We start from the raw sequence: 22,361 nt of genomic DNA on the forward strand, positions 1-22,361 counted from the left end.
AGCCGGCATCTGTGCTGAATGTTCCGCCGTCATCGCGAGCAAGCTCGCTCCCACAATAGATTCTGGCTGCTCACAGACGCAGCGTTCGACCCCGCTCCCCTGTGGGAGCGAGCTTGCTCGCGATAGCGATGGATCAGCCAGCATCAGTGTTGGCTGACCTGCCCCGATCGCGAACAAGCTCGCTCCCACGGTTACTTAACAGACGCTGTTTTTGTATGAGCCCGCCTATAATCCCTCCGGCACTCACGCAACCGCGTCAGCCAACTGCTTGCCCCTCCTGCGCATGAATCTGAATGGACACAAATGTGCTCTTTACGCGACATGGCGGCGTCGTAGACGCGGCGGCTACGTTCGCCCAAAGCTTCACAGCCTAAAAGGATGTTGTATGCCCGCTCTGCCCTGGCCTTACCTGGCCCTTCTTTCCATTGGCTATGGCCTGGCCCTGGCTTACGGCCAACTGGCCTGGACGGCCGGTATTTCCGTCGCGCTGCTGCTATTTGCCGGTTACGCGGTGCGCCAGCGGGAAATGCCGGTGGGCCGGTTTCTCGGGCACGTCCTGTTTCTGGTGATGGCCCTGGCCCTGGCGATGCACTGGATGCCAGGTTTCTTCAACGGCCGGGCCATCCCGGCGCAACGCCTCACCGATGATGCGGCACGCTTCGCCATGTACCTGAACCAGGACAAGCCGCTGATCGGCTTCTGGCTGTTGCTGGCCTGCCCCTGGATCGTCGGCCGGCGCTCGTTGCGCCTGTCGGTCCAGGCCACGGCGCTGGGCCTGGCGCTGAGCGCGGTGCTGGCCATTGGTGGCGCGATGCTGCTGGGGATGATCCACTGGGCGCCGAAATGGCCGGACCATGCCTGGATGTGGGTACTTAATAATCTTTTATTGGTCACGCTCGTGGAGGAAGCGCTGTTTCGCGGCTACATTCAGGGGGGCCTGAGTCGGCGCTTCAAACATATGGCCCAAGGCGACAACCTGGCGTTGCTCCTGGCTTCGCTGCTGTTCGGCCTTGTGCATGCGGGCGCGGGTTGGCAATGGGTGCTGCTGTCGGGCCTGGCGGGGCTCGGTTACGGCCTGGCGTATCGTTTTGGCGGCCTGGGCGCGGCGATTGTCACGCATTTTCTGCTCAACCTGCTTCACTTCGCCCTATTTACCTACCCGATGCTGGCGTGATAGCGACAGGCAAAAATAACTTCAACTAAAACCTGACGGCGCCGACAACCTTTCAAAGCCTTGCGGATCTACACACCATGCGTAACAACCAACCCGTCACACAACGCGAAAGGACCTTCCCGGCCCAGCAACGATTGATTTCGACCACCGACGCCAAGGGTGTCATTACCTACTGCAACGACGCGTTCGTTGAAATCAGTGGGTTTTCCAAGGAAGAACTGATCCGTTCGCCGCACAACCTCGTCCGTCACCCCGATGTTCCGTCAGCCGTGTTCGCCCATATGTGGGGCACGCTGAAACAAGGCTTGCCATGGATGGGCATCGTCAAGAACCGTAGCAAGAACGGCGACCACTACTGGGTCAACGCCTACGTCACGCCCATCTTCGAAGGTAACCAGGTGGTCGGCTACGAGTCGGTACGGGTCAAGCCCACCGCCGAGCAGATCGGCCGGGCCGAAGCACTTTACCAGCGCATCAACCAGGGCAAGTCCGCAGTGCCCGGCAGCGACAAATGGCTGCCGATGCTGCAGGACTGGCTGCCGTTCATCCTGGTCAGCCAATTGAGCTTCGTCGTGGGCGCCTTCTTGAACTCCCACTGGGGTTTTGCCCTGGCCGCCGTGCTCTCGGTGCCGCTGGGGTTGATCGGCCTGCAATGGCAGCAACGCGGGATCAAACGCCTGCTGCGCCTGGCCGAGCAAACCACTTCCGACCCGTTGATCGCCCGGATGTACACCGATAGCCGTGGCGCCCAGGCACGCCTGGAGATGTCGATCCTCAGCCAGGAAGCACGACTGAAAACCTGCCTGACGCGCCTGCAGGACACCGCCGAGCACCTTAACGACCAGGCTCGCCAGTCCAACACCTTAGCCCATGACAGCTCCAGCGGCCTTGAGCGCCAGCGGGTGGAAACCGAACAGGTCGCCACAGCCGTCAACCAGATGGCGGCAACGACCCAGGAAGTCGCCAGTCACGTGCAGCGCACCGCCGATGCCACCCAGGAAGCCAATCGCCTGACCAGCCGCGGCCGCGACATCGCCGGGGAAACCCGCGAAGCCATCGAGCGGCTGTCGGTGGTGGTCGGCGAGACCGGTAACACCGTGACTCAGCTGGCCAAGGACAGCGACGAGATCGGTGGCGTGGTCGACGTGATCAAAGGCATCGCCGACCAGACCAACCTGCTGGCCCTCAACGCCGCCATCGAAGCGGCCCGTGCCGGTGAGATGGGCCGCGGCTTTGCCGTGGTGGCCGACGAAGTACGCCAACTGGCGCAACGCACCAGCGAATCCACCGGGCAGATCCATGCCCTGATCGCCAAGCTCCAGCAAACCGCCACCAATGCCGTGCAAACCATGGAGGCCGGCCACCGCCAGGCCGAAGAAGGCGTGGCGCGGGTCATGGAAGCGGACCAGGCATTGGTGGGCATCAGCGAAGCGGTGGCCCACATCACCGACATGACCACCCAGATCGCCGCCGCCACCGAGGAGCAAAGCTCGGTGGCCGAGGAGATCAGCCGCAACATCAGCAACATCTCGGACCTGGCCGACCAGACCTCCGGCCAGGCCCACAGCTCGGCGCTGCTGAGCGAAGAGCTGACCCACACGGCGAATTCGCAGTATTCGTTGGTGGAGCGGTTCAACCGCTGACTTCAATTGGCAACAAAAAACCCGGACAGCGAACGCTTCCGGGTTTTTTGTTGCCTGGGCAGCCGCCATCGCGAGCAAGCTCGCTCCCACAAGGGGGTTGTGAACGCCACACATCCAGTGTGGGAGCGGGCTTGCTCGCGAAGAGGCCGGACAGGCACTATCAATCCTGAAAAAGAAACGCCGCCACCTTGCCCGCAGCCGCCTCCAGATGCTGCTCATGACTGAACCCCGACGCCTTCAGCGGCTTGAGGTCATGATCCCCCGCCACCAGCCACATCACCTCGATGCTCGGTGACAATTCATACCCCTGCACCGCCTCCCGGTTACCCAAGGCATCGCGCTCGCCCTGGACGATCAAGGTCCGGGTCTTTAACCCTGCCAAGTGCTCGACCCGCGGTTTCTCCGGCTTGCCCACCGCATAGAAGGGATAGCCCAGGCACACCAGCGCATCGACGCCCAACTCATCGGCCAGCAGGCTCGCCATGCGCCCCCCCATGGACTTGCCGCCAATGGCCAGCCGCCCAGCGACATAAGGCCGCACCGTGGCATACACCTCACGCCAGCATTCCAGCAACTTGGGTGCCGGGTTGGGGGGACGCTTGCCCCCATCCTGGCGCCGCTGGGCCATGTAGGGGAACTCGAAGCGCAACACGTTGACGCCCCGTACGGCAAGGCGCGCGGCCATTTCCTCCATGAAGCCGCTGTCCATCGGTGCACCGGCACCGTGGGCCAGGATCAGGGTTGGCGGCTCCGCGCCCGCGCCCGGTTGCGCGGCCGTCCACCGCCAACCGTGTTGCTCCACGCACCGCGCCCATTGATCCCCGTCAATACTGGCCTTGTGCTGTTTGTCCATGCTTGCCTCGCTTTTAGTCTGCCTATAACTCCAGGCGAAGAACGCCGCACTGCCTTGCGCAGGCGCTCACTTCGGCTGAACCGTGGATGGGGAACCATGAACACTTCTATCAGTACCGCCTACAACTACAAGGTGGTCCGCCAATTCGCCATTATGACGGTGGTGTGGGGCATCGTCGGCATGGGGCTCGGGGTTTTTCTCGCCGCCCAATTGGTCTGGCCGCAGCTCAACTTCGATTTGCCCTGGACCAGCTTCGGCCGCCTGCGCCCGCTGCACACCAACGCGGTGATCTTCGCTTTTGGGGGCTGTGCCCTGTTTGCCAGCTCGTTCTATTCGGTGCAACGCACCTGCCAGACACAGCTGTTCGCGCCGAAAATCGCCGCGTTCTGCTTCTGGGGCTGGCAATTGGTGATCCTGCTGGCGGCCATCAGCCTGCCCCTGGGCTACACCAGTTCCAAGGAATACGCCGAGCTGGAATGGCCGATAGACATCCTGATCACCATCGTCTGGGTCGCCTACGCCATCGTGTTCTTCGGCACCGTGGCCAAGCGCAACACCAAGCACATCTACGTCGGTAACTGGTTCTTCGGCGGGTTCATCCTGACCGTGGCGATCCTGCACATCGTCAACAACCTGGAACTGCCGGTGAGCCTCACCAAATCCTACTCGGTGTATGCCGGGGCCACGGACGCGATGGTGCAGTGGTGGTACGGCCACAACGCCGTAGGCTTTTTCCTCACTGCTGGCTTCCTGGGGATGATGTACTACTTCGTGCCCAAGCAGGCCGAGCGCCCGGTGTACTCCTATCGCCTGTCCATCGTCCACTTCTGGGCGTTGATCACCCTGTACATCTGGGCCGGCCCGCACCACCTGCACTACACCGCGCTGCCGGACTGGGCGCAGTCACTGGGCATGGTGATGTCGCTGATCCTGCTGGCACCCAGCTGGGGCGGCATGATCAACGGCATGATGACCCTCTCGGGGGCCTGGCATAAGTTGCGCAGCGACCCGATCCTGCGCTTCTTGGTGGTGTCCCTGGCGTTCTACGGCATGTCGACCTTCGAAGGTCCGATGATGGCGATCAAGACCGTCAACGCCCTCTCCCACTACACCGACTGGACCATCGGCCACGTACACGCCGGTGCGCTCGGCTGGGTGGCGATGATTTCCATCGGTGCGCTGTACCACATGATCCCGAAAGTCTTCGGTCGGCCACAGATGCACAGCATCGGCCTGATCAACGCGCACTTCTGGCTCGCGACCATCGGCACGGTGCTGTACATCGCCTCGATGTGGGTCAACGGCATCGCCCAGGGCCTGATGTGGCGCGCGGTGAACGAGGACGGCACGCTCACCTACTCCTTCGTCGAAACCCTGGTGGCCAGCCACCCAGGCTTCGTCGTGCGGCTGGCGGGCGGGTCGATCTTCCTTCTCGGCATGCTGCTGATGGCCTACAACACCTGGCGCACCGTGCGGGCCTACCAGCCTGCCGAAGCCGCCGCTGCCGCGCAGATGGCCTGAGGAGTCCACCATGAAACACGAAACAATCGAAAAAAACGTCGGCCTGCTGATGCTGCTGATGGTCCTGGCCGTGAGCATTGGTGGCCTGACCCAGATCGTGCCGCTGTTCTTCCAGGACGTGACCAACAAGCCGGTGGACGGCATGAAGCCCTACACCGCCCTGCAACTGGAAGGCCGCGACATCTACATCCGTGAAGGCTGCGTCGGCTGCCACTCGCAGATGATCCGTCCGTTCCGTGCCGAGACCGAGCGCTACGGCCACTACTCCGTCGCCGGCGAAAGCGTCTGGGACCACCCGTTCCTGTGGGGCTCCAAGCGGACCGGGCCGGACCTGGCACGGGTCGGCGCGCGCTACTCCGATGACTGGCACCGCGCCCACTTGTACAACCCGCGCAACGTCGTGCCCGAGTCGAAAATGCCGGCCTACCCATGGCTGGTAGCCCAGGCGGTGGACAGCAGCCACACCGAAGGCAAGCTGCGCGCCATGCGCACCCTCGGTGTGCCGTACACCGACGACGACATCGCCGGCAGCGTGGCCTCGCTCAAGGGCAAGACCGAAATGGACGCGCTGGTGGCCTACCTGCAAGTGCTCGGCACTGCCATCAAGAGCAAGAGGTGAGCCTGATGTTCTTTGAAATGAGCACTGGAATGATCCGTGGCCTGGGCACCGTCGTGGTGTTCATCGCCTTCATCGGCCTGACCCTGTGGGTATTCAGCAGCAAGCGCGGCCCGGAATTCGCCCAGGCGCGCCTGCTGCCGTTCGCCGACGAACCGCCCGCCGACATCACCCCCCAAGACCCTGCGACAAGGAGTACCCGGCCATGACCACCTTCTGGAGTACGTGGATCTGCGTACTGACCATCGGCAGCCTGATCGGCCTGACCTGGCTGCTGATCGGCACCCGCAAGGGCGAGACCAAGGGCAGCGTCGACCAGACCATGGGCCACAGCTTCGACGGCATCGAGGAGTACGACAACCCGCTGCCACAGTGGTGGTTCCTGTTGTTCGCCGGCACCCTCGTGTTTTCCGTCGGCTACCTGGTCCTGTATCCGGGCCTGGGCAACTGGAAAGGCATCCTGCCCGGCTACGAGAACGGCTGGACCGGCGCCCATGAATGGGAAAAGGAAATGGCCAAGGCCGATGCCAAATTCGGACCGATCTTCGCCAAATTCGCCGCCATGCCGGTGGAAGAAGTCGCCAAGGACCCGCAGGCACTGAAAATGGGCGGTCGCCTGTTCGCCTCCAACTGCTCGGTCTGCCATGGCTCGGACGCCAAGGGTGCCTTCGGCTTTCCGAACCTGGCCGACAGCAACTGGCGTTGGGGCGGTGCTGCCGACACCATCAAGGCGACCATCATGGGCGGCCGCATGGCGGCGATGCCGGCCTGGGGCGAAGTGCTGGGGGACGCGGGGGTCAAGAACGTGGCCGCGTATGTACGCCACGACCTGGCCGGCCTGCCGCTGCCGGCAGACAGCGGTGCCGATCTGCAAGCCGGCCAGCAGGTCTTCAACACCACCTGCGTGGCCTGTCATGGCGCCAACGGCCAAGGGACCGAAGCCATGGGCGCGCCGAACCTGACGCAACCGGCCGGTTTCATCTACGGCACCAGCCTGGCCCAGTTGCAGCAGACCATTCGCCATGGTCGCCAGGGCCACATGCCGGCGCAGAATGAGTTGCTGGGCAATGACAAAGTGCAACTGCTCGCCGCTTACGTCTACAGCCTGTCCCAGGGTGCCCGCACCGAGCGCCTGCAAGCGGAACACAAAAGCGAATAAATCCTGACCACACAAACAGCCGCATTCATCTGGATGCGGCTGCTTCGTGCCCCTGCGCGACGCATTGTCGCACCCCTCCCATCGTCTTCCTTTCGGTTCCCCGGAATCAGGTCTAAGCTTGCCTCTGCGTGCGCTGGCGACTGCCGGTTTCAGGTCGACCCGACCCGATGCGTTCGACAATCGTTCGATAAAAAGGCCGCAAAGGCAGGTGAATACCGGCTGTTGCGACAGTTGCCTGGCATCACCCGAACGCCGTGTTCGAACACACCCCGTTACAACCGACCTGACCCCCTCGCCTCTTTCCTTCGTTGCGACATTTTGCCGAGGGCCAATTTTGTCCCTACTCAGCACATGGAAAGGCCGCAGAATCAGCTTTGGAAAGCATTGACCCAGGTCATGGCGCGTTGCAATGACCCCCCGCTTTCTCCATACTTGCGACCGATTTTTATCCTAATAAAACACCCAAACCGTGGAACCTTAGAATGAGCACAGCAATCAGTCCGACTGCTTATAACTATAAGGTAGTCCGCCAGTTCGCCATCATGACGGTGGTCTGGGGGATCCTTGGCATGGGGCTCGGTGTCTTCATCGCCTCGCAACTGGTCTGGCCGGAGTTGAACTTCGATCTGCCATGGACGACATTTGGACGCCTGCGCCCGCTGCACACCAACCTGGTGATCTTCGCCTTCGGTGGTTGTGCGTTGTTTGCCACTTCTTACTACGTCGTGCAGCGAACCTGCCAAACGCGACTGATCTCCGACAGCCTCGCCGCCTTCACCTTCTGGGGCTGGCAAGCGGTCATCGTCGGTGCGATCGTGACCTTGCCAATGGGTTTCACCACCACCAAGGAATACGCGGAGCTGGAATGGCCCCTGGCTATTCTGCTGGCCATCGTCTGGGTGACCTACGGTTTGGTGTTCTTTGGCACCATCGTCAAGCGCAAGACCAAGCACATCTACGTCGGTAACTGGTTCTACGGTGCCTTCATCGTCGTGACCGCCATGCTGCACATCGTCAACCACGCCTCCCTGCCGGTCAGCTTCTTCAAGTCGTACTCGGCCTACTCGGGCGCGACCGACGCGATGATCCAGTGGTGGTACGGCCACAACGCCGTGGGTTTCTTCCTGACCACCGGCTTTTTGGGGATGATGTACTACTTCGTGCCGAAACAGGCCGAGCGTCCGATCTATTCCTATCGCCTGTCCATCGTCCACTTCTGGGCGCTGATCACCCTGTACATCTGGGCCGGTCCGCACCACCTGCACTACACCGCACTGCCGGATTGGGCGCAGTCCCTGGGCATGGCGATGTCGATCATCCTGCTGGCGCCAAGCTGGGGCGGCATGATCAACGGCATGATGACCCTCTCGGGTGCCTGGCATAAGCTGCGCACCGACCCGATCCTGCGCTTTCTGGTCGTGTCCCTGGCGTTCTACGGCATGTCGACCTTCGAAGGCCCGATGATGGCCATCAAGACCGTCAACTCCCTGAGCCACTACACCGACTGGACCATCGGCCACGTACACGCCGGTGCGCTCGGCTGGGTGGCGATGATCTCCATCGGCGCCATCTACCACATGATCCCGAAACTGTTCGGTCGTGCGCAGATGCACAGTACCGGCCTGATCAACGCGCACTTCTGGCTCGCGACCATCGGCACCGTGCTCTACATCGCCTCGATGTGGGTCAACGGCATTACCCAAGGCCTGATGTGGCGTGCGATCAACGACGACGGCACCCTGACCTACTCGTTCGTCGAAGCGCTGCAAGCCAGCCATCCTGGTTTCATCGTACGTGCCCTGGGCGGCGCGTTCTTCGCCAGCGGCATGCTGTTGATGGCCTACAACGTGTACCGCACCGTTCGTGCCTCTGACCCGGCTGAAGCTGAAGCCGCCGCCAAGATCGCCGTAGTTGGAGCTCACTGATGAAGCACGAAGCAGTAGAGAAGAATATCGGCCTGCTGGCCTTCTTCATGGTCATCGCCGTGAGCATCGGCGGCCTGACCCAGATCGTTCCGCTGTTCTTCCAGGACGTGACCAACAAGCCGGTCGAAGGCATGAAGCCGCGTACCGCCCTTGAACTGGAAGGCCGCGACATCTACATCGCCAACGGCTGTGTCGGCTGCCACTCGCAGATGATCCGTCCGTTCCGTGCCGAGACCGAACGCTACGGCCACTATTCGGTTGCCGGTGAAAGCGTCTGGGACCACCCGTTCCTGTGGGGTTCCAAGCGGACCGGCCCGGACCTGGCCCGCGTTGGCGGCCGCTACTCCGACGACTGGCAGCGTGCGCACTTGTACAACCCGCGCAACGTTGTGCCTGAGTCGAAGATGCCGGCCTACCCGTTCCTCGTAGAAAACAAGCTCGACGGCAAAGACACCGCCAAGAAAATGGAAGTCCTGCGCGCCTTGGGCGTGCCTTACACCGACGAAGACATCGCCGGTGCCAAGGATGCCGTCAAGGGCAAGACTGAAATGGACGCGCTGGTGGCCTATCTGCAAGGCCTGGGCACCATCATCAAAAGCAAACGGTGATCTGGATGGATATCGGGATGATTCGTGGCCTGGGCACCGTCGTCGTGATGGTGGCCTTTATCGGCCTGGCCTTGTGGGTGTTCAGCCCCAAGCGCAAGTCGGAGTTTGACGACGCGACCTTGCTGCCGTTCGCGGATGATCCCGAGGCCATCAAGCACGTCGAGCAAGCTTCTAGGAGTAACAAAGAATGACTACGTTCTGGAGTCTGTACGTCACAGTCCTCAGTCTGGGTACGATCTTCGCCCTGACCTGGCTGCTGCTGTCGACCCGCAAGGGCCAGCGCAGCGAAGCCACCGAAGAGACGGTTGGCCACTCCTTCGACGGGATCGAGGAGTACGACAACCCGCTGCCGAAATGGTGGTTCATGTTGTTCGTGGGCACCATCGTGTTCGCCCTCGGTTACCTGGTGCTCTACCCTGGCCTGGGCAACTGGAAAGGCCTGCTGCCAGGCTATAACTACCTGGACAACGAAAAGCAGACCGCCTTCGCCAACGGCCAGACCGGCTGGACAGGCGTTCACGAGTGGGAAAAGGAAATGGCTCGCTCGGACGCCAAGTTCGGTCCGATCTTCGCCAAGTTCGCTTCCATGCCTATCGAAGAGGTCGCCAAGGACCCGCAGGCCCTGAAGATGGGTGGCCGCCTGTTCGCCTCCAACTGCTCGGTCTGCCACGGTTCCGACGCCAAGGGTGCCTATGGCTTCCCCAACCTGACCGACGCCGACTGGCGCTGGGGCGGCGAGCCGGAAACCATCAAGACCACCATCATGGGCGGACGTCACGCCGTGATGCCGGGCTGGGCTGCCGTGGTCGGCGAACAAGGCGTGGCCGACGTGGCTTCCTACCTGGTGACCAGCCTGCACGGTCGCAAGCTGCCGGAAGGCGCCAAGGCCGACCCGGCCAACGGCCAGAAACTGTTCGCGGCCAACTGCGTGGCCTGCCACGGTCCTGCCGGCAAGGGCACGCCCGCCATGGGCGCACCTGACCTGACGCATCCGGCCGGTTTCATCTACGGTTCGAGCTTCGCTCAACTGCAGCAGACCATCCGCTACGGTCGCCAGGGCCAGATGCCGGCCCAGGCCGACCTGCAAGGCAACGACAAGGTCCACTTGCTGGCCGCCTATGTCTACAGCCTGTCTCACGGCGAGAAAGCACCTGCGGCTGACGCCCAGTAAAGCCAACGCCTGATGTACCAAAGGCCCCGTCAACCAACGTTGACGGGGCCTTTTTGTTTGCCGGTGCGACAGGACGAAATTGTTTTATCTTGCCCGCAATCAGTAGCAGTAGTAACGTGCCTACATTCAGTTTTATTGAGGACGCCGCCATGTCCATCACCACTATTTCCAGCCGCGAATTCAACCACGACACAAGTGGTGCCAAAAAAGCCACCCGCCAGGGGCCGGTCATCATCACCGACCGTGGCAAGCCGGCCCATGTGCTGCTAAGCATTGAGGAGTACCAGAAACTGACCGGCATCGGCACCAGCATTGTCGAGTTGCTGGTCATGCCCGACACGCCGGATATTGATTTCGATACCGAACGTGCCGTCATCTCTCCTCGACCGGTGGACCTGTCCTGATGTACCTGCTCGACACTAACGTCATCTCGGAACTGCGCAAGCCTCAAGCCGATAAGAACGTACAGGCCTGGGCCCGTGGCGTGCCCGCCCCCAGCCTTTACCTTTCGGCGATTACCGTATTGGAACTGGAAACCGGCGTGTTGCGCTTCGAACGCAAGGACCCGGTGCAAGGCAGCCACCTGCGCGCATGGCTGGACAACCATGTCATGCCCGCATTCGCCGGAAGAATCCTGGCGGTCGACCGCGCCGTCGCGCTGCGCTGCGCTCGCCTGCACGTTCCGGATCGCAGCAATGAATGCGATGCACTGATTGCCGCCACTGCGTTGGTCCACGGACTGACCGTCGTCACCCGCAACGTGAATGATTTCCAGAGCAGCGGCGTGGCGGTGCTCAACCCATGGTCATCCAGTCCACCCGCTTGAGACGGCAGCTCCTACAATAGTCAATTGATCTGGGTCATGACTTGTTACATCCGCTACACCATTCTGTGCAGGCACCCAACGCGACCAAAGGTCGCACCCTTGAGCCAGAGCGACAGGCGTATCATTGCGCCACTGCAATACCCTTTCTGACCGTGGTCGGCACGTACTGGCCCCGGCACTTTTCCACTGCCGTGGGATGCAATTGATGAGCAACCAGATTCCGGTACATGACGTTACCCCGCCTGCCAAGGACGCGAACAAAAGCGTCGACCTGTACGCCTCTCGGGAAAAAATCTACACCCGCGCCTTCACCGGCCTGTTCCGCAACCTGCGGATGCTGGGCGGAGCGTTCTTGTTCCTACTGTATTTCGGTACGGTCTGGTTGAACTGGGGCGGCCACCAGGCCGTCTGGTGGAACCTGCCGGAACGCAAGTTCTTCATTTTCGGTGCGACGTTCTGGCCCCAGGATTTCATCCTGCTGTCGGGGATGCTGATCATTGCGGCATTTGGCCTGTTCTTCATCACGGTCTATGCCGGACGGGTGTGGTGCGGCTACACCTGCCCACAAAGCGTGTGGACCTGGATCTTCATGTGGTGCGAAAAAGTCACCGAAGGCGATCGCAACCAGCGCATCAAGCTCGACAAGGCCCCCATGGGCGCCAACAAATTCCTGCGCAAGTTCGCCAAGCACAGCCTGTGGCTGCTGATCGGCTTCGTCACCGGCGTGACCTTTGTCGGTTACTTCACGCCGATCCGCGAACTGGTGTTCGAGTTCTTTACCGGCCAGGCCGATGGCTGGTCGTATTTCTGGATCGGCTTCTTCACCCTCGCCACCTATGGCAACGCCGGCTGGCTGCGCGAGCAGGTGTGCATCTACATGTGCCCTTACGCGCGCTTTCAAAGCGTGATGTTCGACAAGGACACCTTGATCGTGTCCTACGACCCGCGTCGTGGCGAAAGCCGTGGTCCGCGCAAGAAAGGTGTGGACTACAAGGCCCTGGGCCTTGGGGACTGCATCGACTGCACCATGTGCGTCCAGGTCTGCCCGACCGGCATCGACATCCGCGACGGCTTGCAGATCGAGTGCATTGGCTGCGCGGCCTGCATCGATGCCTGCGACAACATCATGGACAAGATGGATTATCCCCGCGGCCTGATCAGCTACACCACCGAACACAACCTCTCGGGGCAGAAAACCCATAAACTGCGCCCGCGCCTGATCGGCTATGCCCTGGTGCTGCTGGCCATGATCAGCCTGTTGGTGACGGCGTTCTTCATGCGCTCGCTGGTGGGTTTCGATGTCAGCAAGGACCGCGTGCTGTATCGCGAAAACGCCGAGGGCCGGATCGAGAACGTCTACAGCCTGAAGATCATGAACAAGGACCAACGCGACCATACGTACGTCCTGGAAGCCTCAGGCCTGCCCGACCTCAAGCTGCAAGGCCGTCGGGAAATCAAGGTCGCGGCCGGCGAGATCTACAGCCAGCCGGTTGAACTGTCCAGCGCACCGGAGCAACTGCCATCGAGCACCAACGAGGTGACCTTCATCCTCAAGGACGCCGATGACGAAAGCGTACATGTCGAAGCCAAGAGCCGGTTCATCGGCCCACAAACTCGTTGAGAGAACTGAACATGCCTGCAGCAACCGCCACCAGCCCTTGGTACAAGCACCTCTGGCCGTGGATCATCATCGCGATCCTGAGTTGTTCGGTGACCCTGAGCCTGACGATGGTGACCATTGCGGTGAAGAACCCGGACAACCTGGTCAACGACAACTATTACGAAGCCGGCAAGGGCATCAACCGCTCGCTGGAGCGCGAACTGCTGGCCCAGACCCTGCAACTGCATGCCAACGTGCAACTGGATGACGTGACCGGCGAAGTGAACCTGCGCCTGAACGGCGACAGCCGCCCCCAGACCCTGGAACTGAGTCTGATCTCACCGACCCAACCGGAGAAGGACCGCAAGATCGTCCTGACCCGCAACGACAGCGAACCGGGGCGCTACGTCGGCCAGTTGACGGACAAGATCGAAGGCCGGCGCTTTGTCGAATTGCTGGGGGTGGAGAACGACAAGACCTGGCGCCTGTTCGAAGAAGAACAGATCAACCACGACCAGGACATCCTGCTCGGCGATGAACCGCTGCAAGGCGCTGAAGACCTGAAGAAATAAATCGCTTCTCTGTGGCGAGGGAGCTTGCTCCCGCTGGGGCGCGAAGCGGCCCCGTTCTTCGTGTGACCGGCTCACCCGATTACGACTGCTACGCAGCCGAGCGGGAGCAAGCTCCCTCGCCACAACAGCGCCCATAAACCAGCAAACGCCCAGCCAGAAAGGCCTTCATGCGACAACCATGACCACTCCACAGCCCTGCTACCACTGCGCCCTGCCCGTCCCCCCTGGCAGTCGCTTCACCGCCGTTGTCCTCGGTGAAACCCGCGAGCTGTGCTGCCCGGGCTGCCAGGCGGTGGCCGAGGCCATTGTCGCCGGTGGCCTGGAAAGTTATTACCTGCATCGCAGTGAGGCGTCGGCCAATCCCGAGACCCTGCCCGTCCAGTTGATCGATGAACTGGCGCTGTACGATCGCCCTGACGTGCAGCAATCGTTCGTGCGCCATGAGGGCGAACTGGCCGAAACCACCCTGTTGATGGAAGGCATCAGTTGCGCCGCCTGCGGCTGGTTGATCGAAAAACAGCTGCGCAGCCTGCCGGCCGTGGCCGAGGCGCGGTTGAACCTGTCCAATCATCGCCTGCATGTGCGCTGGGCCGATGCGCAGTTGCCGCTGAGCACGCTGCTCGCCGAGTTGCGCCAGATCGGCTACGTCGCCCACCCGTACCAGGCCGACCAGGCGTGCGAGCAACTCGCCGCACAAAACCGCCTGGCCCTGCGCCAGTTGGGCGTGGCCGGCCTGTTGTGGTTCCAGGCGATGATGGCGACGATGGCCACTTGGCCGGAATTCAACATCGACCTGAGCCCGGAGATGCACACCATCCTGCGCTGGGTCGCCTTGTTTCTCACCACGCCCATCGTGTTCTACAGCTGCGCGCCATTCTTCAAAGGCGCCATGCGCGACCTGCGCACCCGCCACCTGACCATGGACGTTTCCGTGTCCCTGGCCATTGGCAGCGCCTACATTGCCGGGATCTGGACGTCGATCACTGGCGTTGGCGAGTTGTACTTCGATGCCGTGGGCATGTTCGCCCTTTTCCTGCTGGCCGGCCGTTACCTGGAGCGCCGGGCCCGGGAGCGCACGGCCGCCGCCACCGCCCAACTGGTCAATCTGTTACCGGCCTCGTGCCTGCGCCTGGCGGACGATGGCCAGAGCGAACGCATCCTGCTCAGCGAGTTGCGCACCGGCGACCGAGTGTTGGTGCATCCCGGGGCGGTCCTGCCGGCTGACGGCAGAATCCTCGAGGGGCAGTCCAGCATCGACGAATCCCTGCTGACCGGTGAATACCTGCCACAACCTCGGCAGGAGGGCGATGCGGTCACCGCGGGCACGCTGAACGTCGAAGGCGCCTTGACCGTCGAGGTGCTGGCCCTCGGGCAAGATACCCGGTTGTCGGCCATCGTTCGCCTGCTGGAACGGGCCCAGGCCGAGAAACCACGATTGGCGGAGATCGCCGATCGCGCCGCCCAATGGTTCCTGCTGTTCTCCCTGGTCGCGGCGGCGGCCATCGGCCTGTTGTGGTGGCAACTGGATGCCTCGCGGGCCTTCTGGATCGTCCTGGCGATGCTGGTCGCCACTTGCCCCTGTGCATTGTCCCTCGCCACGCCGACCGCCCTCACCGCAGCCACCGGCACCTTGCACAAACTTGGCCTGCTGCTGACGCGCGGCCATGTACTGGAGGGCCTGAACCAGATCGACACGGTCATTTTCGACAAGACCGGCACCCTCACCGAAGGCCGCCTGGCGTTGCGCGCCATTCGACCACTGGCGGCCCTCGACAGCGATCACTGCCTGGGCTTGGCCGCAGCCCTGGAAAACCGCTCGGAACACCCCATCGCCCGTGCTTTTGGCCGCGCGCCAATGGCCGCCGAGCAGGTGCAAAGCACCCCGGGGCTGGGACTGGAAGGCCTCGTGGCCGAACAACGCTTGCGCATCGGCCAGCCCGGTTTTGTCTGCGAACTGAGTGGCGCGGCCATACCGCAGATGCCGGACGAAGCTGGGCAATGGCTGTTGCTGGGCGATGAGCTCGGGCCGCTGGCCTGGTTCGTCCTCGATGACCGCTTGCGCGCCGACGCCCCGGCCCTGCTGGCGGCCTGCAAGGCACGGGGCTGGCGTACGCTGCTGCTGTCAGGCGACAGTTCGCCGATGGTTGCCAGCGTCGCCGCCGAACTGGGCATCGACGAGGCCCGGGGCGGCCTGCGCCCGGACGACAAACTGGCGGTGTTGCAGCAATTGCACCAACAGGGCCGCAAGGTGCTGATGCTCGGCGATGGCGTGAACGACGTGCCCGTGCTGGCGGCGGCGGACATCAGTGTCGCCATGGGCTCGGCCACCGACCTGGCCAAGACCAGCGCCGACGCCGTGCTGCTGTCCAACCGCCTCGACGCCCTGATCCACGCCTTCGACCTGGCTCGACGCACTCGCCGGGTGATCGTCGAGAACCTGGTGTGGGCAGGGCTGTACAATGGCCTCATGTTGCCGTTCGCCGCCCTCGGCTGGATTACACCGGTGTGGGCCGCGGTCGGCATGTCCATCAGTTCGTTGACCGTGGTGTTGAATGCCCTGAGGCTGACGCGTCAGCCCAAGGCGCAGGTTTTCACCGCCACGCCCGATACCCGCCCGCTGCCGGCCTGAGCCGCGCGGGCATGGAGTTCCGACATGCCAGCTCTTTACGTGATGATCCCGGCCGCGCTGCTGATCGTGGCCATCGCCGTGTACATTTTCTTCTGGGCCGTGGACAGCGGACAGTACGACGACCTCGACGGTCCGGCCCATAGCATCCTGTTCGACGATCAGGACCCGAACCACAAGGCGGCGGTGGACGAAGCCAGTGGCGAAGTCCGCAAGGCGGACGACAAGGCCCCACCCCATGCTTGACCTGGCGCCACTGCTGGTTTCGGCCGTTATCCTTGGCCTGCTGGGCGGCGGTCATTGCCTGGGCATGTGCGGCGGCCTGATGGGCGCCCTGACCCTGGCGATTCCCAAGGACCAGCGCAGCCGCCGCTTTCGGTTGCTGCTGGCGTACAACCTGGGGCGAATCCTGAGCTATGCCACCGCCGGGCTGCTGATCGGCCTGGCCGGTTGGGCCGTGTCCAACAGTCCAGCAGCGATGATCATGCGGGTGCTGGCCGGCTTGCTGTTGATTGCCATGGGCCTGTACCTGGCGGGTTGGTGGAGCGGCCTGACCCGCATCGAAAGCGTGGGGCGTGGCTTGTGGCGGCACATCCAACCCGTCGCCAACCGCTTGCTGCCGGTGTCGAGCCTGCCCCGGGCCTTGCTGCTCGGTGCCCTATGGGGCTGGCTGCCGTGCGGGCTGGTCTACAGCACCCTGCTATGGTCCGCCAGCCAGGGCAATGCCCTGGACAGCGCCCTGCTGATGCTCGCCTTCGGCCTGGGTACCTGGCCGGTGCTGCTCGCCACTGGCCTGGCCGCCGAGCGCATCACCGCCCTGCTGCGCAAACGCAGCGTGCGCATGGCCGGCGGGCTGTTGGTGATTGTTTTCGGGATCTGGACACTGCCGGGGCCGCATCAGCATTGGCTCATGGGCCACTGAATGTGGGAGCCGAGCTTGCTCGCGATGGCGGTGGTTCAGCTGACATCCGTGCTGGATGTGCCGCCGTTATCGCGAGCAAGCTCGGCTCCCACAGGTCATGTATCGTCTTCAAAGGCCTTGCACACCCTTTCTGCGCAGCGAGCTCGTTGACACAAATCAAGACCACCCCGCGCCTCCCCCCCTAGACTCGCCCCATGCCAGCCTACCCGGGGAACACCCGCATGCTCGACGCCATCCGTTGGGACTCAGACCTGATCCGCCACTACGACCTGGCGGGACCACGCTACACCTCGTACCCGACTGCGGCGCAGTTCGGCGGCCAGGTGGGCACCTTCGACCTGCTCCATGCCCTGCGTGACAGCCGCAAGGCCCGGCGGCCACTGTCGGTGTATGTGCACGTGCCGTTCTGCGCGAACATCTGCTACTACTGCGCCTGCAACAAGGTCATCACCAAGGACCGTGGCCGCGCCCACGCCTATCTGCAACGCCTGGAACAGGAGATCCAGTTGATCGGCTGCCACCTGGACCCTACCCAGCCCGTGGAACAGCTGCACTTTGGCGGCGGCACCCCGACGTTCCTCAGCCACGACGAGCTGCGCCAACTGATGGCCACGCTGCGCAAGCACCTCAACCTGCTGGACGACGATTCCGGCGACTACGGCATCGAGATCGATCCCCGGGAGGCCGACTGGTCGACCATGGGGCTGTTGCGTGAACTGGGGTTCAATCGGGTCAGCATCGGCCTGCAAGACCTTGACCCGGCGGTGCAGCGTGCCGTCAATCGCCCGCAAAGCCTGGAAGAAACCCGCGCGGTGGTCGAGGCTGCCCGAACCTTGCAGTTCCGCTCGATCAACATTGACCTGATCTACGGCCTGCCCAAGCAGACCCCGGACAACTTCGCCCGCACTGTCGAGGAAGTCATCCACCTGCAACCGGACCGGCTCTCGGTGTTCAATTACGCCCACCTGCCGGAACGCTTCATGCCCCAGCGGCGCATCAACAGCCAGGACTTGCCGAACCCGGAACAGAAACTGGCGATGCTGCAGGGCACCATCGAACAACTGACCGCCGCCGGCTACCGCTACGTCGGCATGGACCACTTCGCCCTGCCCGACGACGAGCTGGCCATCGCCCAGGAAGAGGCCACGTTGCAGCGCAACTTCCAGGGCTACACCACCCATGGCCATTGCGACCTGATCGGCCTCGGCGTGTCGGCCATCAGCCAGATCGGCGACCTGTACTGCCAGAACAGCAGCGACCTGAACCATTACCAGAACACCCTCGCCGACGGGCAACTGGCAACCAGTCGCGGCTGGGTATGCAACGCCGACGACCGGCTGCGGCGTGCGGTGATCCAGCAATTGATTTGTCATTTCAACCTGGTCTTCGCCGAGATCGAGCAAACCTTCAATATCGATTTTGGCGGATATTTTGCGCCGCTATGGCCGCAATTGCAGGCCATGGCCAAGGACGGCCTGATCGAACTCGACGACACGCACATCAAAGTCCTGCCCGCCGGGCGCCTGCTGGTGCGATCCGTGTGCATGGTCTTCGATGCCTATCTGGAGCAGCACAACCGGCAGCGCTTCTCCCGAGTTATCTGAGCGCGACAATTTGACGACGAAACCGCACTGGCCGGAGTGCCTACGCTGGGGTACCCTTACGGCCTATGTGTGTTTTCCCACAAGGATTGAAGAAATGTCCGAGCCAGTCAAACTGCGCGCCCACAACCAGGCCCACTGCAAGGATTGCAGCCTGGCCCCGCTGTGCCTGCCACTTTCATTGAATCTGGAGGACATGGAGGCGTTGGACGAAATCGTTAAACGGGGCCGCCCGTTGAAAAAAGGTGAATTCCTGTTTCGCCAGGGTGACACCTTCGATTCCGTCTACGCGGTGCGCTCGGGCGCCTTGAAAACCTTTAACTTGAGCGATGGCGGCGAAGAGCAGCTCACCGGTTTCCACCTGCCCAGCGAACTGGTGGGCCTGTCCGGCATGGACACCGAGACCCATCCGGTCTCGGCCCAGGCGCTGGAAACCACCTCAGTGTGCGAAATTCCCTTCGACCGCCTGGACGAGCTGGCCCTACAGTTGCCGCAACTGCGTCGCCAGTTGATGCGGGTCATGAGCCGGGAAATCCGTGACGATCAGCAGATGATGCTACTGCTCTCGAAAAAAACCGCCGACGAGCGCATCGCCACCTTCCTGGTCAACCTCTCGGCACGCTTCCGCGCCCGCGGGTTCTCGGCCAACCAGTTCCGCCTGAGCATGTCGCGCAACGAAATCGGCAATTACCTGGGCCTGGCGGTGGAAACCGTGTCCCGGGTGTTCACCCGTTTCCAGCAGAACGAATTGATTGCCGCCGAAGGCAAGGAAATTCACATCCTCGACCCGATCCAGCTCTGCGCCCTGGCCGGCGGCTCGATCGACGGCTGATGGACGAGCGCGGCTGAGGGATTTGCCCCGCCGCGCTATACTGCCGCGTTTGCAGCCCTGCCAGGACACCTCCACGATGGTCTTTGACTCCTTCGACATCAAATCCCTGATCCGCCCCGTGATCGATTTCCCCAAGCCCGGCGTGATCTTTCGCGACATTACCCCACTGTTCCAATCCCCGACCGCCCTGCGCCTGGTCATGGACAGTTTCGCCCACCGCTATGTCGAGGCCGAGTTCACTCACATTGGCGCGATGGATGCACGCGGTTTCCTGATCGGTTCGATCCTGGCCTATCAGCTGAACAAACCGCTGGTCTTGTTCCGCAAGCAAGGCAAGCTGCCGGCCGACGTACTGGCCGAGGGGTACCAGACCGAATACGGCGAAGCCTTCCTTGAAGTGCATGCCGACAGCCTGTGCGAGGGGGATTCGGTGGTGATGTTCGATGACCTGATCGCCACTGGTGGCACGCTGATCGCCGCCGCCAACCTGATCCGCCGCATGGGCGCCAAGGTCCACGAGGCCGCAGCGATCATTGACTTGCCGGAACTGCTCGGCTCCCAGCGCCTGGAAGACATGGGGATCCCGACGTTCTGCCTGACGCAGTTCTCCCTCAGCGAAAAATAGTTGCCAGGCAACCATCGAACCTGTGGGAGCGAGCTTGCTCGCGATGGCGGTTTATCAGTCGCATGGATGTTGACTGATCCACCGCTATCGCGAGCAAGCTCGCTCCCACAGGGTATGGGGTAGCGGTTACAACGCGATCGGCTTACGGCCCGCAAACGAATGCGCCAGCGTTCCACCATCCACCAACTCAAGCTCCCCTCCCAGTGGCACGCCGTGGGCGATGCGGGAGGCGACCAGGCCTTTGTTGTTCAGCAGTTGGGCGATGTAATGGGCGGTGGCTTCGCCTTCGACCGTCGGGTTGGTGGCGAGGATGACTTCCGTGAACGTGCCCGCCTCTTCGATCCGCGCGATCAACTGTGGAATGCCGATGGCTTCCGGCCCCAAGCCGTCGAGCGGGGACAAATGGCCCTTGAGCACGAAATAACGGCCACGAAAACCGGTCTGCTCCACCGCATACACATCCATCGGCCCCTCCACGACGCAAAGCAAGGTGTCGTCCCGACGCGGGTCGGCGCATTGCGGGCAGAGGTCGTCTTCGGTGAGGGTGCGGCATAAACGGCAATGCCCTACACCTTCCATGGCCTGGCTCAGGGCCTGGGCCAGGCGTGAACCGCCGCTGCGATCACGCTCGAGCAATTGCAACGCCATGCGCTGGGCAGTTTTCTGACCCACACCCGGCAACGTTCGCAGGGCATCGATCAGTTGGCGAATCAAAGGGCTGAAGCTCATGGAGGAAATGTCCGACATAACAACGAGACGCGGTTTATACCCGCGCCTCCGGTTAGCGTCAAATACTCAATCCTGCGCGACCCGCACCACCAACTTGCCGAAGTTGCGCCCTTCCAGCAGGCCGATAAACGCCTGTGGCGCATTTTCCAAGCCATCGACCACGTCCTCACGGAACTTGACCTTGCCATCGCGCACCCAAGGGGCCATGGCACTGATGAACTCCGGCTGACGGTCACCGTAGTCGTCGAACACAATAAACCCCTGGATTCGCACGCGTTTGGTCAGCAAGGTGCGCTGCAGTTGCGGCAAGCGATCCGGGCCGCTCGGTGCTTGATGATCGTTGTAGGAGGCGATCAGGCCGCAGAGCGGGATCCTCGCCTTGGCGTTGAGCAACGGCACGACGGCATCGAAGACCTTGCCGCCGACGTTTTCGTAATAGATATCGATGCCCTTGTCACAGGCCCGCGCCAGTTCCTCGGCAAAATTGGCGCTCCTGTGATCGACACAGGCATCAAAGCCCAGCTCATCGACCACGTACTTGCATTTCTCGCTGCCGCCCGCGACCCCGACGACACGCAGGCCCTTGATCTTCGCCACCTGGCCGACCACCGAGCCCACGGCACCCGAGGCGGCCGCGACCACCAAGGTTTCCCCGGCCTTGGGCTGGCCAATGTCCATCAGCCCCATGTAAGCGGTCATGCCCGGCATGCCCAGTACCCCCAAGGCCATCGACGGGCTGGGCAGCCCGGAGGGGATGGGCATCACGTTGCGCCCATCGCTGATGCTGTGGCTCTGCCAACCCGTGGCGCCCACCACCAGATCACCCTCCTGGAATTTCGGGTGCATCGATCGCTCCACGCGGCTGACAGCGCCGCCGGTCATCACCTCGTCGATTTCCACCGGCGCGGCGTAGGAAGGTGCATCGCTCATGCGCCCACGCATGTAGGGGTCCAGGGACAGAAACAGCGTCTTGAGCAGGATCTGCCCCTGTGCCAGGTCCGACAGGGTCACCTGCTCCAGGCGGAAATTCTCCGGGGTCGGGGCGCCGTGGGGGCGAGAGGCCAGGACGATGCGCTGGCTGGTGGTCGATGCTTGTGACATGGAAGCGTCTCCTTGATCGTTGAGTGGCACGTATAGGGAGCAGACCCTTGCCGAGGGGGCAGCGTTCGATGTTTGTTCAGCGGGCACTTGTGGGAGCAAGGCTTGCCCGCGATACAGACACCTCGGTGTGTCGGAGCGGCGCGCCATCGTTCATCGCGGGCAAGCCTTGCTCCCACAGGTATGATTTCTACCACCGCTCGCGCCTATGGCAGAAACAAAAATGCCAGGCGCGATGCCTGGCATTGTGTGTAGCCCAT

23 protein-coding genes are annotated in these 22,361 nt (G+C 62.5%); 20 read left to right on the forward strand and 3 right to left on the reverse strand.

Annotated features, from left to right (window positions below; genetic code table 11):
- The first annotated feature begins 385 nt into the window (after positions 1-385).
- Complete coding sequence (locus AO356_RS02390) at positions 386-1,174, forward strand: CPBP family intramembrane glutamic endopeptidase (RefSeq protein WP_060738423.1); 789 nt, start codon at positions 386-388, stop codon at positions 1,172-1,174.
- A gap of 77 nt (positions 1,175-1,251) precedes the next feature.
- Positions 1,252-2,817: a methyl-accepting chemotaxis protein gene (locus AO356_RS02395; protein ID WP_060738424.1), complete on the forward strand. Its 1,566-nt coding sequence runs from the start codon at positions 1,252-1,254 to the stop codon at positions 2,815-2,817.
- 160 nt (positions 2,818-2,977) lie between these two features.
- On the opposite strand, the gene AO356_RS02400 is transcribed toward AO356_RS02395, so the two are convergent.
- The gene (locus AO356_RS02400) at positions 2,978-3,670 is read right to left on the reverse strand and encodes an alpha/beta family hydrolase (RefSeq protein ID WP_060738425.1); all 693 of its coding nucleotides are present in this window, start codon (positions 3,668-3,670) and stop codon (positions 2,978-2,980) included.
- Between the two features lie 96 nt (positions 3,671-3,766).
- Here AO356_RS02400 and ccoN (AO356_RS02405) point away from each other — a divergent pair, with 96 nt between their 5' ends.
- From ccoN (AO356_RS02405) to AO356_RS02490, 18 genes are all read left to right on the forward strand, one after another.
- Positions 3,767-5,191 (forward strand): cytochrome-c oxidase, cbb3-type subunit I, encoded by a 1,425-nt coding sequence (gene ccoN / locus AO356_RS02405; protein WP_060738426.1) that lies wholly within the window; start codon positions 3,767-3,769, stop codon positions 5,189-5,191.
- Positions 5,192-5,201: 10 nt separating this feature from the next.
- Positions 5,202-5,810, forward strand: coding sequence for a cytochrome-c oxidase, cbb3-type subunit II (gene ccoO / locus AO356_RS02410; RefSeq protein WP_053120686.1), 609 nt, complete (start codon positions 5,202-5,204; stop codon positions 5,808-5,810).
- Positions 5,811-5,815: 5 nt separating this feature from the next.
- The gene (locus tag AO356_RS02415; RefSeq protein ID WP_060743060.1) at positions 5,816-6,016 is read left to right on the forward strand and encodes a cbb3-type cytochrome oxidase subunit 3; all 201 of its coding nucleotides are present in this window, start codon (positions 5,816-5,818) and stop codon (positions 6,014-6,016) included.
- Complete coding sequence (ccoP, locus tag AO356_RS02420; protein ID WP_060738427.1) at positions 6,013-6,966, forward strand: cytochrome-c oxidase, cbb3-type subunit III; 954 nt, start codon at positions 6,013-6,015, stop codon at positions 6,964-6,966. The genes AO356_RS02415 and ccoP (AO356_RS02420) overlap by 4 nt, the downstream gene beginning before the upstream one ends.
- Before the next feature lie 482 nt (positions 6,967-7,448).
- Positions 7,449-8,891 (forward strand): cytochrome-c oxidase, cbb3-type subunit I, encoded by a 1,443-nt coding sequence (gene ccoN / locus AO356_RS02425; protein ID WP_030140905.1) that lies wholly within the window; start codon positions 7,449-7,451, stop codon positions 8,889-8,891.
- Positions 8,891-9,499 (forward strand): cytochrome-c oxidase, cbb3-type subunit II, encoded by a 609-nt coding sequence (gene ccoO, locus AO356_RS02430; protein WP_053120680.1) that lies wholly within the window; start codon positions 8,891-8,893, stop codon positions 9,497-9,499. The genes ccoN (AO356_RS02425) and ccoO (AO356_RS02430) overlap by 1 nt, the downstream gene beginning before the upstream one ends.
- Positions 9,500-9,504: 5 nt before the next feature.
- Positions 9,505-9,690: a CcoQ/FixQ family Cbb3-type cytochrome c oxidase assembly chaperone gene (locus AO356_RS02435; protein ID WP_003183474.1), complete on the forward strand. Its 186-nt coding sequence runs from the start codon at positions 9,505-9,507 to the stop codon at positions 9,688-9,690.
- Positions 9,687-10,670: a cytochrome-c oxidase, cbb3-type subunit III gene (gene ccoP / locus AO356_RS02440; RefSeq protein WP_060738428.1), complete on the forward strand. Its 984-nt coding sequence runs from the start codon at positions 9,687-9,689 to the stop codon at positions 10,668-10,670. The genes AO356_RS02435 and ccoP (AO356_RS02440) overlap by 4 nt, the downstream gene beginning before the upstream one ends.
- Positions 10,671-10,819: 149 nt before the next feature.
- A complete protein-coding gene (locus AO356_RS02445; RefSeq protein ID WP_060738429.1) occupies positions 10,820-11,074 on the forward strand; it encodes a type II toxin-antitoxin system Phd/YefM family antitoxin in 255 nt (84 codons plus the stop codon).
- Complete coding sequence (locus tag AO356_RS02450; RefSeq protein WP_060738430.1) at positions 11,074-11,496, forward strand: type II toxin-antitoxin system VapC family toxin; 423 nt, start codon at positions 11,074-11,076, stop codon at positions 11,494-11,496. Before AO356_RS02445 ends, AO356_RS02450 begins: the two co-directional genes overlap by 1 nt.
- Positions 11,497-11,701: 205 nt before the next feature.
- Positions 11,702-13,117, forward strand: coding sequence for a cytochrome c oxidase accessory protein CcoG (gene ccoG / locus AO356_RS02455; RefSeq protein WP_060738431.1), 1,416 nt, complete (start codon positions 11,702-11,704; stop codon positions 13,115-13,117).
- A gap of 11 nt (positions 13,118-13,128) precedes the next feature.
- Complete coding sequence (locus AO356_RS02460) at positions 13,129-13,668, forward strand: FixH family protein (protein WP_060738432.1); 540 nt, start codon at positions 13,129-13,131, stop codon at positions 13,666-13,668.
- 178 nt (positions 13,669-13,846) lie between these two features.
- Positions 13,847-16,297 carry a heavy metal translocating P-type ATPase gene (locus AO356_RS02465; RefSeq protein ID WP_060738433.1) on the forward strand — a complete coding sequence of 817 codons (2,451 nt, stop codon included), beginning with the start codon at positions 13,847-13,849 and terminating at the stop codon, positions 16,295-16,297.
- Positions 16,298-16,321: 24 nt separating this feature from the next.
- Positions 16,322-16,540: a cbb3-type cytochrome oxidase assembly protein CcoS gene (gene ccoS, locus AO356_RS02470; protein WP_060738434.1), complete on the forward strand. Its 219-nt coding sequence runs from the start codon at positions 16,322-16,324 to the stop codon at positions 16,538-16,540.
- Positions 16,533-17,216: a sulfite exporter TauE/SafE family protein gene (locus AO356_RS02475; protein WP_060738435.1), complete on the forward strand. Its 684-nt coding sequence runs from the start codon at positions 16,533-16,535 to the stop codon at positions 17,214-17,216. Before ccoS ends, AO356_RS02475 begins: the two co-directional genes overlap by 8 nt.
- Before the next feature lie 221 nt (positions 17,217-17,437).
- Complete coding sequence (gene hemN / locus AO356_RS02480) at positions 17,438-18,820, forward strand: oxygen-independent coproporphyrinogen III oxidase (protein ID WP_060738436.1); 1,383 nt, start codon at positions 17,438-17,440, stop codon at positions 18,818-18,820.
- A 94-nt stretch (positions 18,821-18,914) separates the two neighbouring features.
- Complete coding sequence (gene fnr, locus AO356_RS02485; protein WP_060738437.1) at positions 18,915-19,649, forward strand: fumarate/nitrate reduction transcriptional regulator Fnr; 735 nt, start codon at positions 18,915-18,917, stop codon at positions 19,647-19,649.
- Positions 19,650-19,725: 76 nt separating this feature from the next.
- Positions 19,726-20,274 (forward strand): adenine phosphoribosyltransferase, encoded by a 549-nt coding sequence (locus tag AO356_RS02490; RefSeq protein ID WP_003183509.1) that lies wholly within the window; start codon positions 19,726-19,728, stop codon positions 20,272-20,274.
- Positions 20,275-20,400: 126 nt separating this feature from the next.
- Here AO356_RS02490 and recR read toward each other — a convergent pair whose 3' ends face one another.
- Complete coding sequence (recR, locus tag AO356_RS02495; RefSeq protein ID WP_060743061.1) at positions 20,401-21,003, reverse strand: recombination mediator RecR; 603 nt, start codon at positions 21,001-21,003, stop codon at positions 20,401-20,403.
- Positions 21,004-21,069: 66 nt separating this feature from the next.
- Complete coding sequence (locus AO356_RS02500) at positions 21,070-22,104, reverse strand: NADP-dependent oxidoreductase (protein WP_060738438.1); 1,035 nt, start codon at positions 22,102-22,104, stop codon at positions 21,070-21,072.
- Positions 22,105-22,361 lie beyond the last annotated feature (257 nt).

Origin of the sequence: Pseudomonas fluorescens, assembly GCF_001307275.1 — a bacterium.
GTDB classification, from domain to species: domain Bacteria; phylum Pseudomonadota; class Gammaproteobacteria; order Pseudomonadales; family Pseudomonadaceae; genus Aquipseudomonas; species Aquipseudomonas fluorescens_AA.

Bases quoted from the DNA above. Each gene is read 5' to 3' on its own strand.
- AO356_RS02450 (WP_060738430.1), top strand. From the start codon at position 11,074: ATGTACCTGCTCGACACTAACGTCATCTCGGAACTGCGCAAGCCTCAA.
- ccoS (WP_060738434.1), top strand. From the start codon at position 16,322: ATGCCAGCTCTTTACGTGATGATCCCGGCCGCGCTGCTGATCGTGGCC.
- AO356_RS02395 (WP_060738424.1), top strand. From the start codon at position 1,252: ATGCGTAACAACCAACCCGTCACACAACGCGAAAGGACCTTCCCGGCC.
- AO356_RS02445 (WP_060738429.1), top strand. From the start codon at position 10,820: ATGTCCATCACCACTATTTCCAGCCGCGAATTCAACCACGACACAAGT.
- AO356_RS02490 (WP_003183509.1), top strand. From the start codon at position 19,726: ATGGTCTTTGACTCCTTCGACATCAAATCCCTGATCCGCCCCGTGATC.
- AO356_RS02460 (WP_060738432.1), top strand. From the start codon at position 13,129: ATGCCTGCAGCAACCGCCACCAGCCCTTGGTACAAGCACCTCTGGCCG.
- ccoP (WP_060738427.1), top strand. From the start codon at position 6,013: ATGACCACCTTCTGGAGTACGTGGATCTGCGTACTGACCATCGGCAGC.
- AO356_RS02475 (WP_060738435.1), top strand. From the start codon at position 16,533: ATGCTTGACCTGGCGCCACTGCTGGTTTCGGCCGTTATCCTTGGCCTG.
- ccoN (WP_030140905.1), top strand. From the start codon at position 7,449: ATGAGCACAGCAATCAGTCCGACTGCTTATAACTATAAGGTAGTCCGC.
- ccoN (WP_060738426.1), top strand. From the start codon at position 3,767: ATGAACACTTCTATCAGTACCGCCTACAACTACAAGGTGGTCCGCCAA.
- ccoO (WP_053120686.1), top strand. From the start codon at position 5,202: ATGAAACACGAAACAATCGAAAAAAACGTCGGCCTGCTGATGCTGCTG.
- ccoG (WP_060738431.1), top strand. From the start codon at position 11,702: ATGAGCAACCAGATTCCGGTACATGACGTTACCCCGCCTGCCAAGGAC.
- AO356_RS02435 (WP_003183474.1), top strand. From the start codon at position 9,505: ATGGATATCGGGATGATTCGTGGCCTGGGCACCGTCGTCGTGATGGTG.
- ccoO (WP_053120680.1), top strand. From the start codon at position 8,891: ATGAAGCACGAAGCAGTAGAGAAGAATATCGGCCTGCTGGCCTTCTTC.
- AO356_RS02400 (WP_060738425.1), bottom strand. From the start codon at position 3,670: ATGGACAAACAGCACAAGGCCAGTATTGACGGGGATCAATGGGCGCGG.
- AO356_RS02415 (WP_060743060.1), top strand. From the start codon at position 5,816: ATGTTCTTTGAAATGAGCACTGGAATGATCCGTGGCCTGGGCACCGTC.
- fnr (WP_060738437.1), top strand. From the start codon at position 18,915: ATGTCCGAGCCAGTCAAACTGCGCGCCCACAACCAGGCCCACTGCAAG.
- recR (WP_060743061.1), bottom strand. From the start codon at position 21,003: ATGAGCTTCAGCCCTTTGATTCGCCAACTGATCGATGCCCTGCGAACG.
- ccoP (WP_060738428.1), top strand. From the start codon at position 9,687: ATGACTACGTTCTGGAGTCTGTACGTCACAGTCCTCAGTCTGGGTACG.
- AO356_RS02500 (WP_060738438.1), bottom strand. From the start codon at position 22,104: ATGTCACAAGCATCGACCACCAGCCAGCGCATCGTCCTGGCCTCTCGC.
- AO356_RS02390 (WP_060738423.1), top strand. From the start codon at position 386: ATGCCCGCTCTGCCCTGGCCTTACCTGGCCCTTCTTTCCATTGGCTAT.
- hemN (WP_060738436.1), top strand. From the start codon at position 17,438: ATGCTCGACGCCATCCGTTGGGACTCAGACCTGATCCGCCACTACGAC.
- AO356_RS02465 (WP_060738433.1), top strand. From the start codon at position 13,847: ATGACCACTCCACAGCCCTGCTACCACTGCGCCCTGCCCGTCCCCCCT.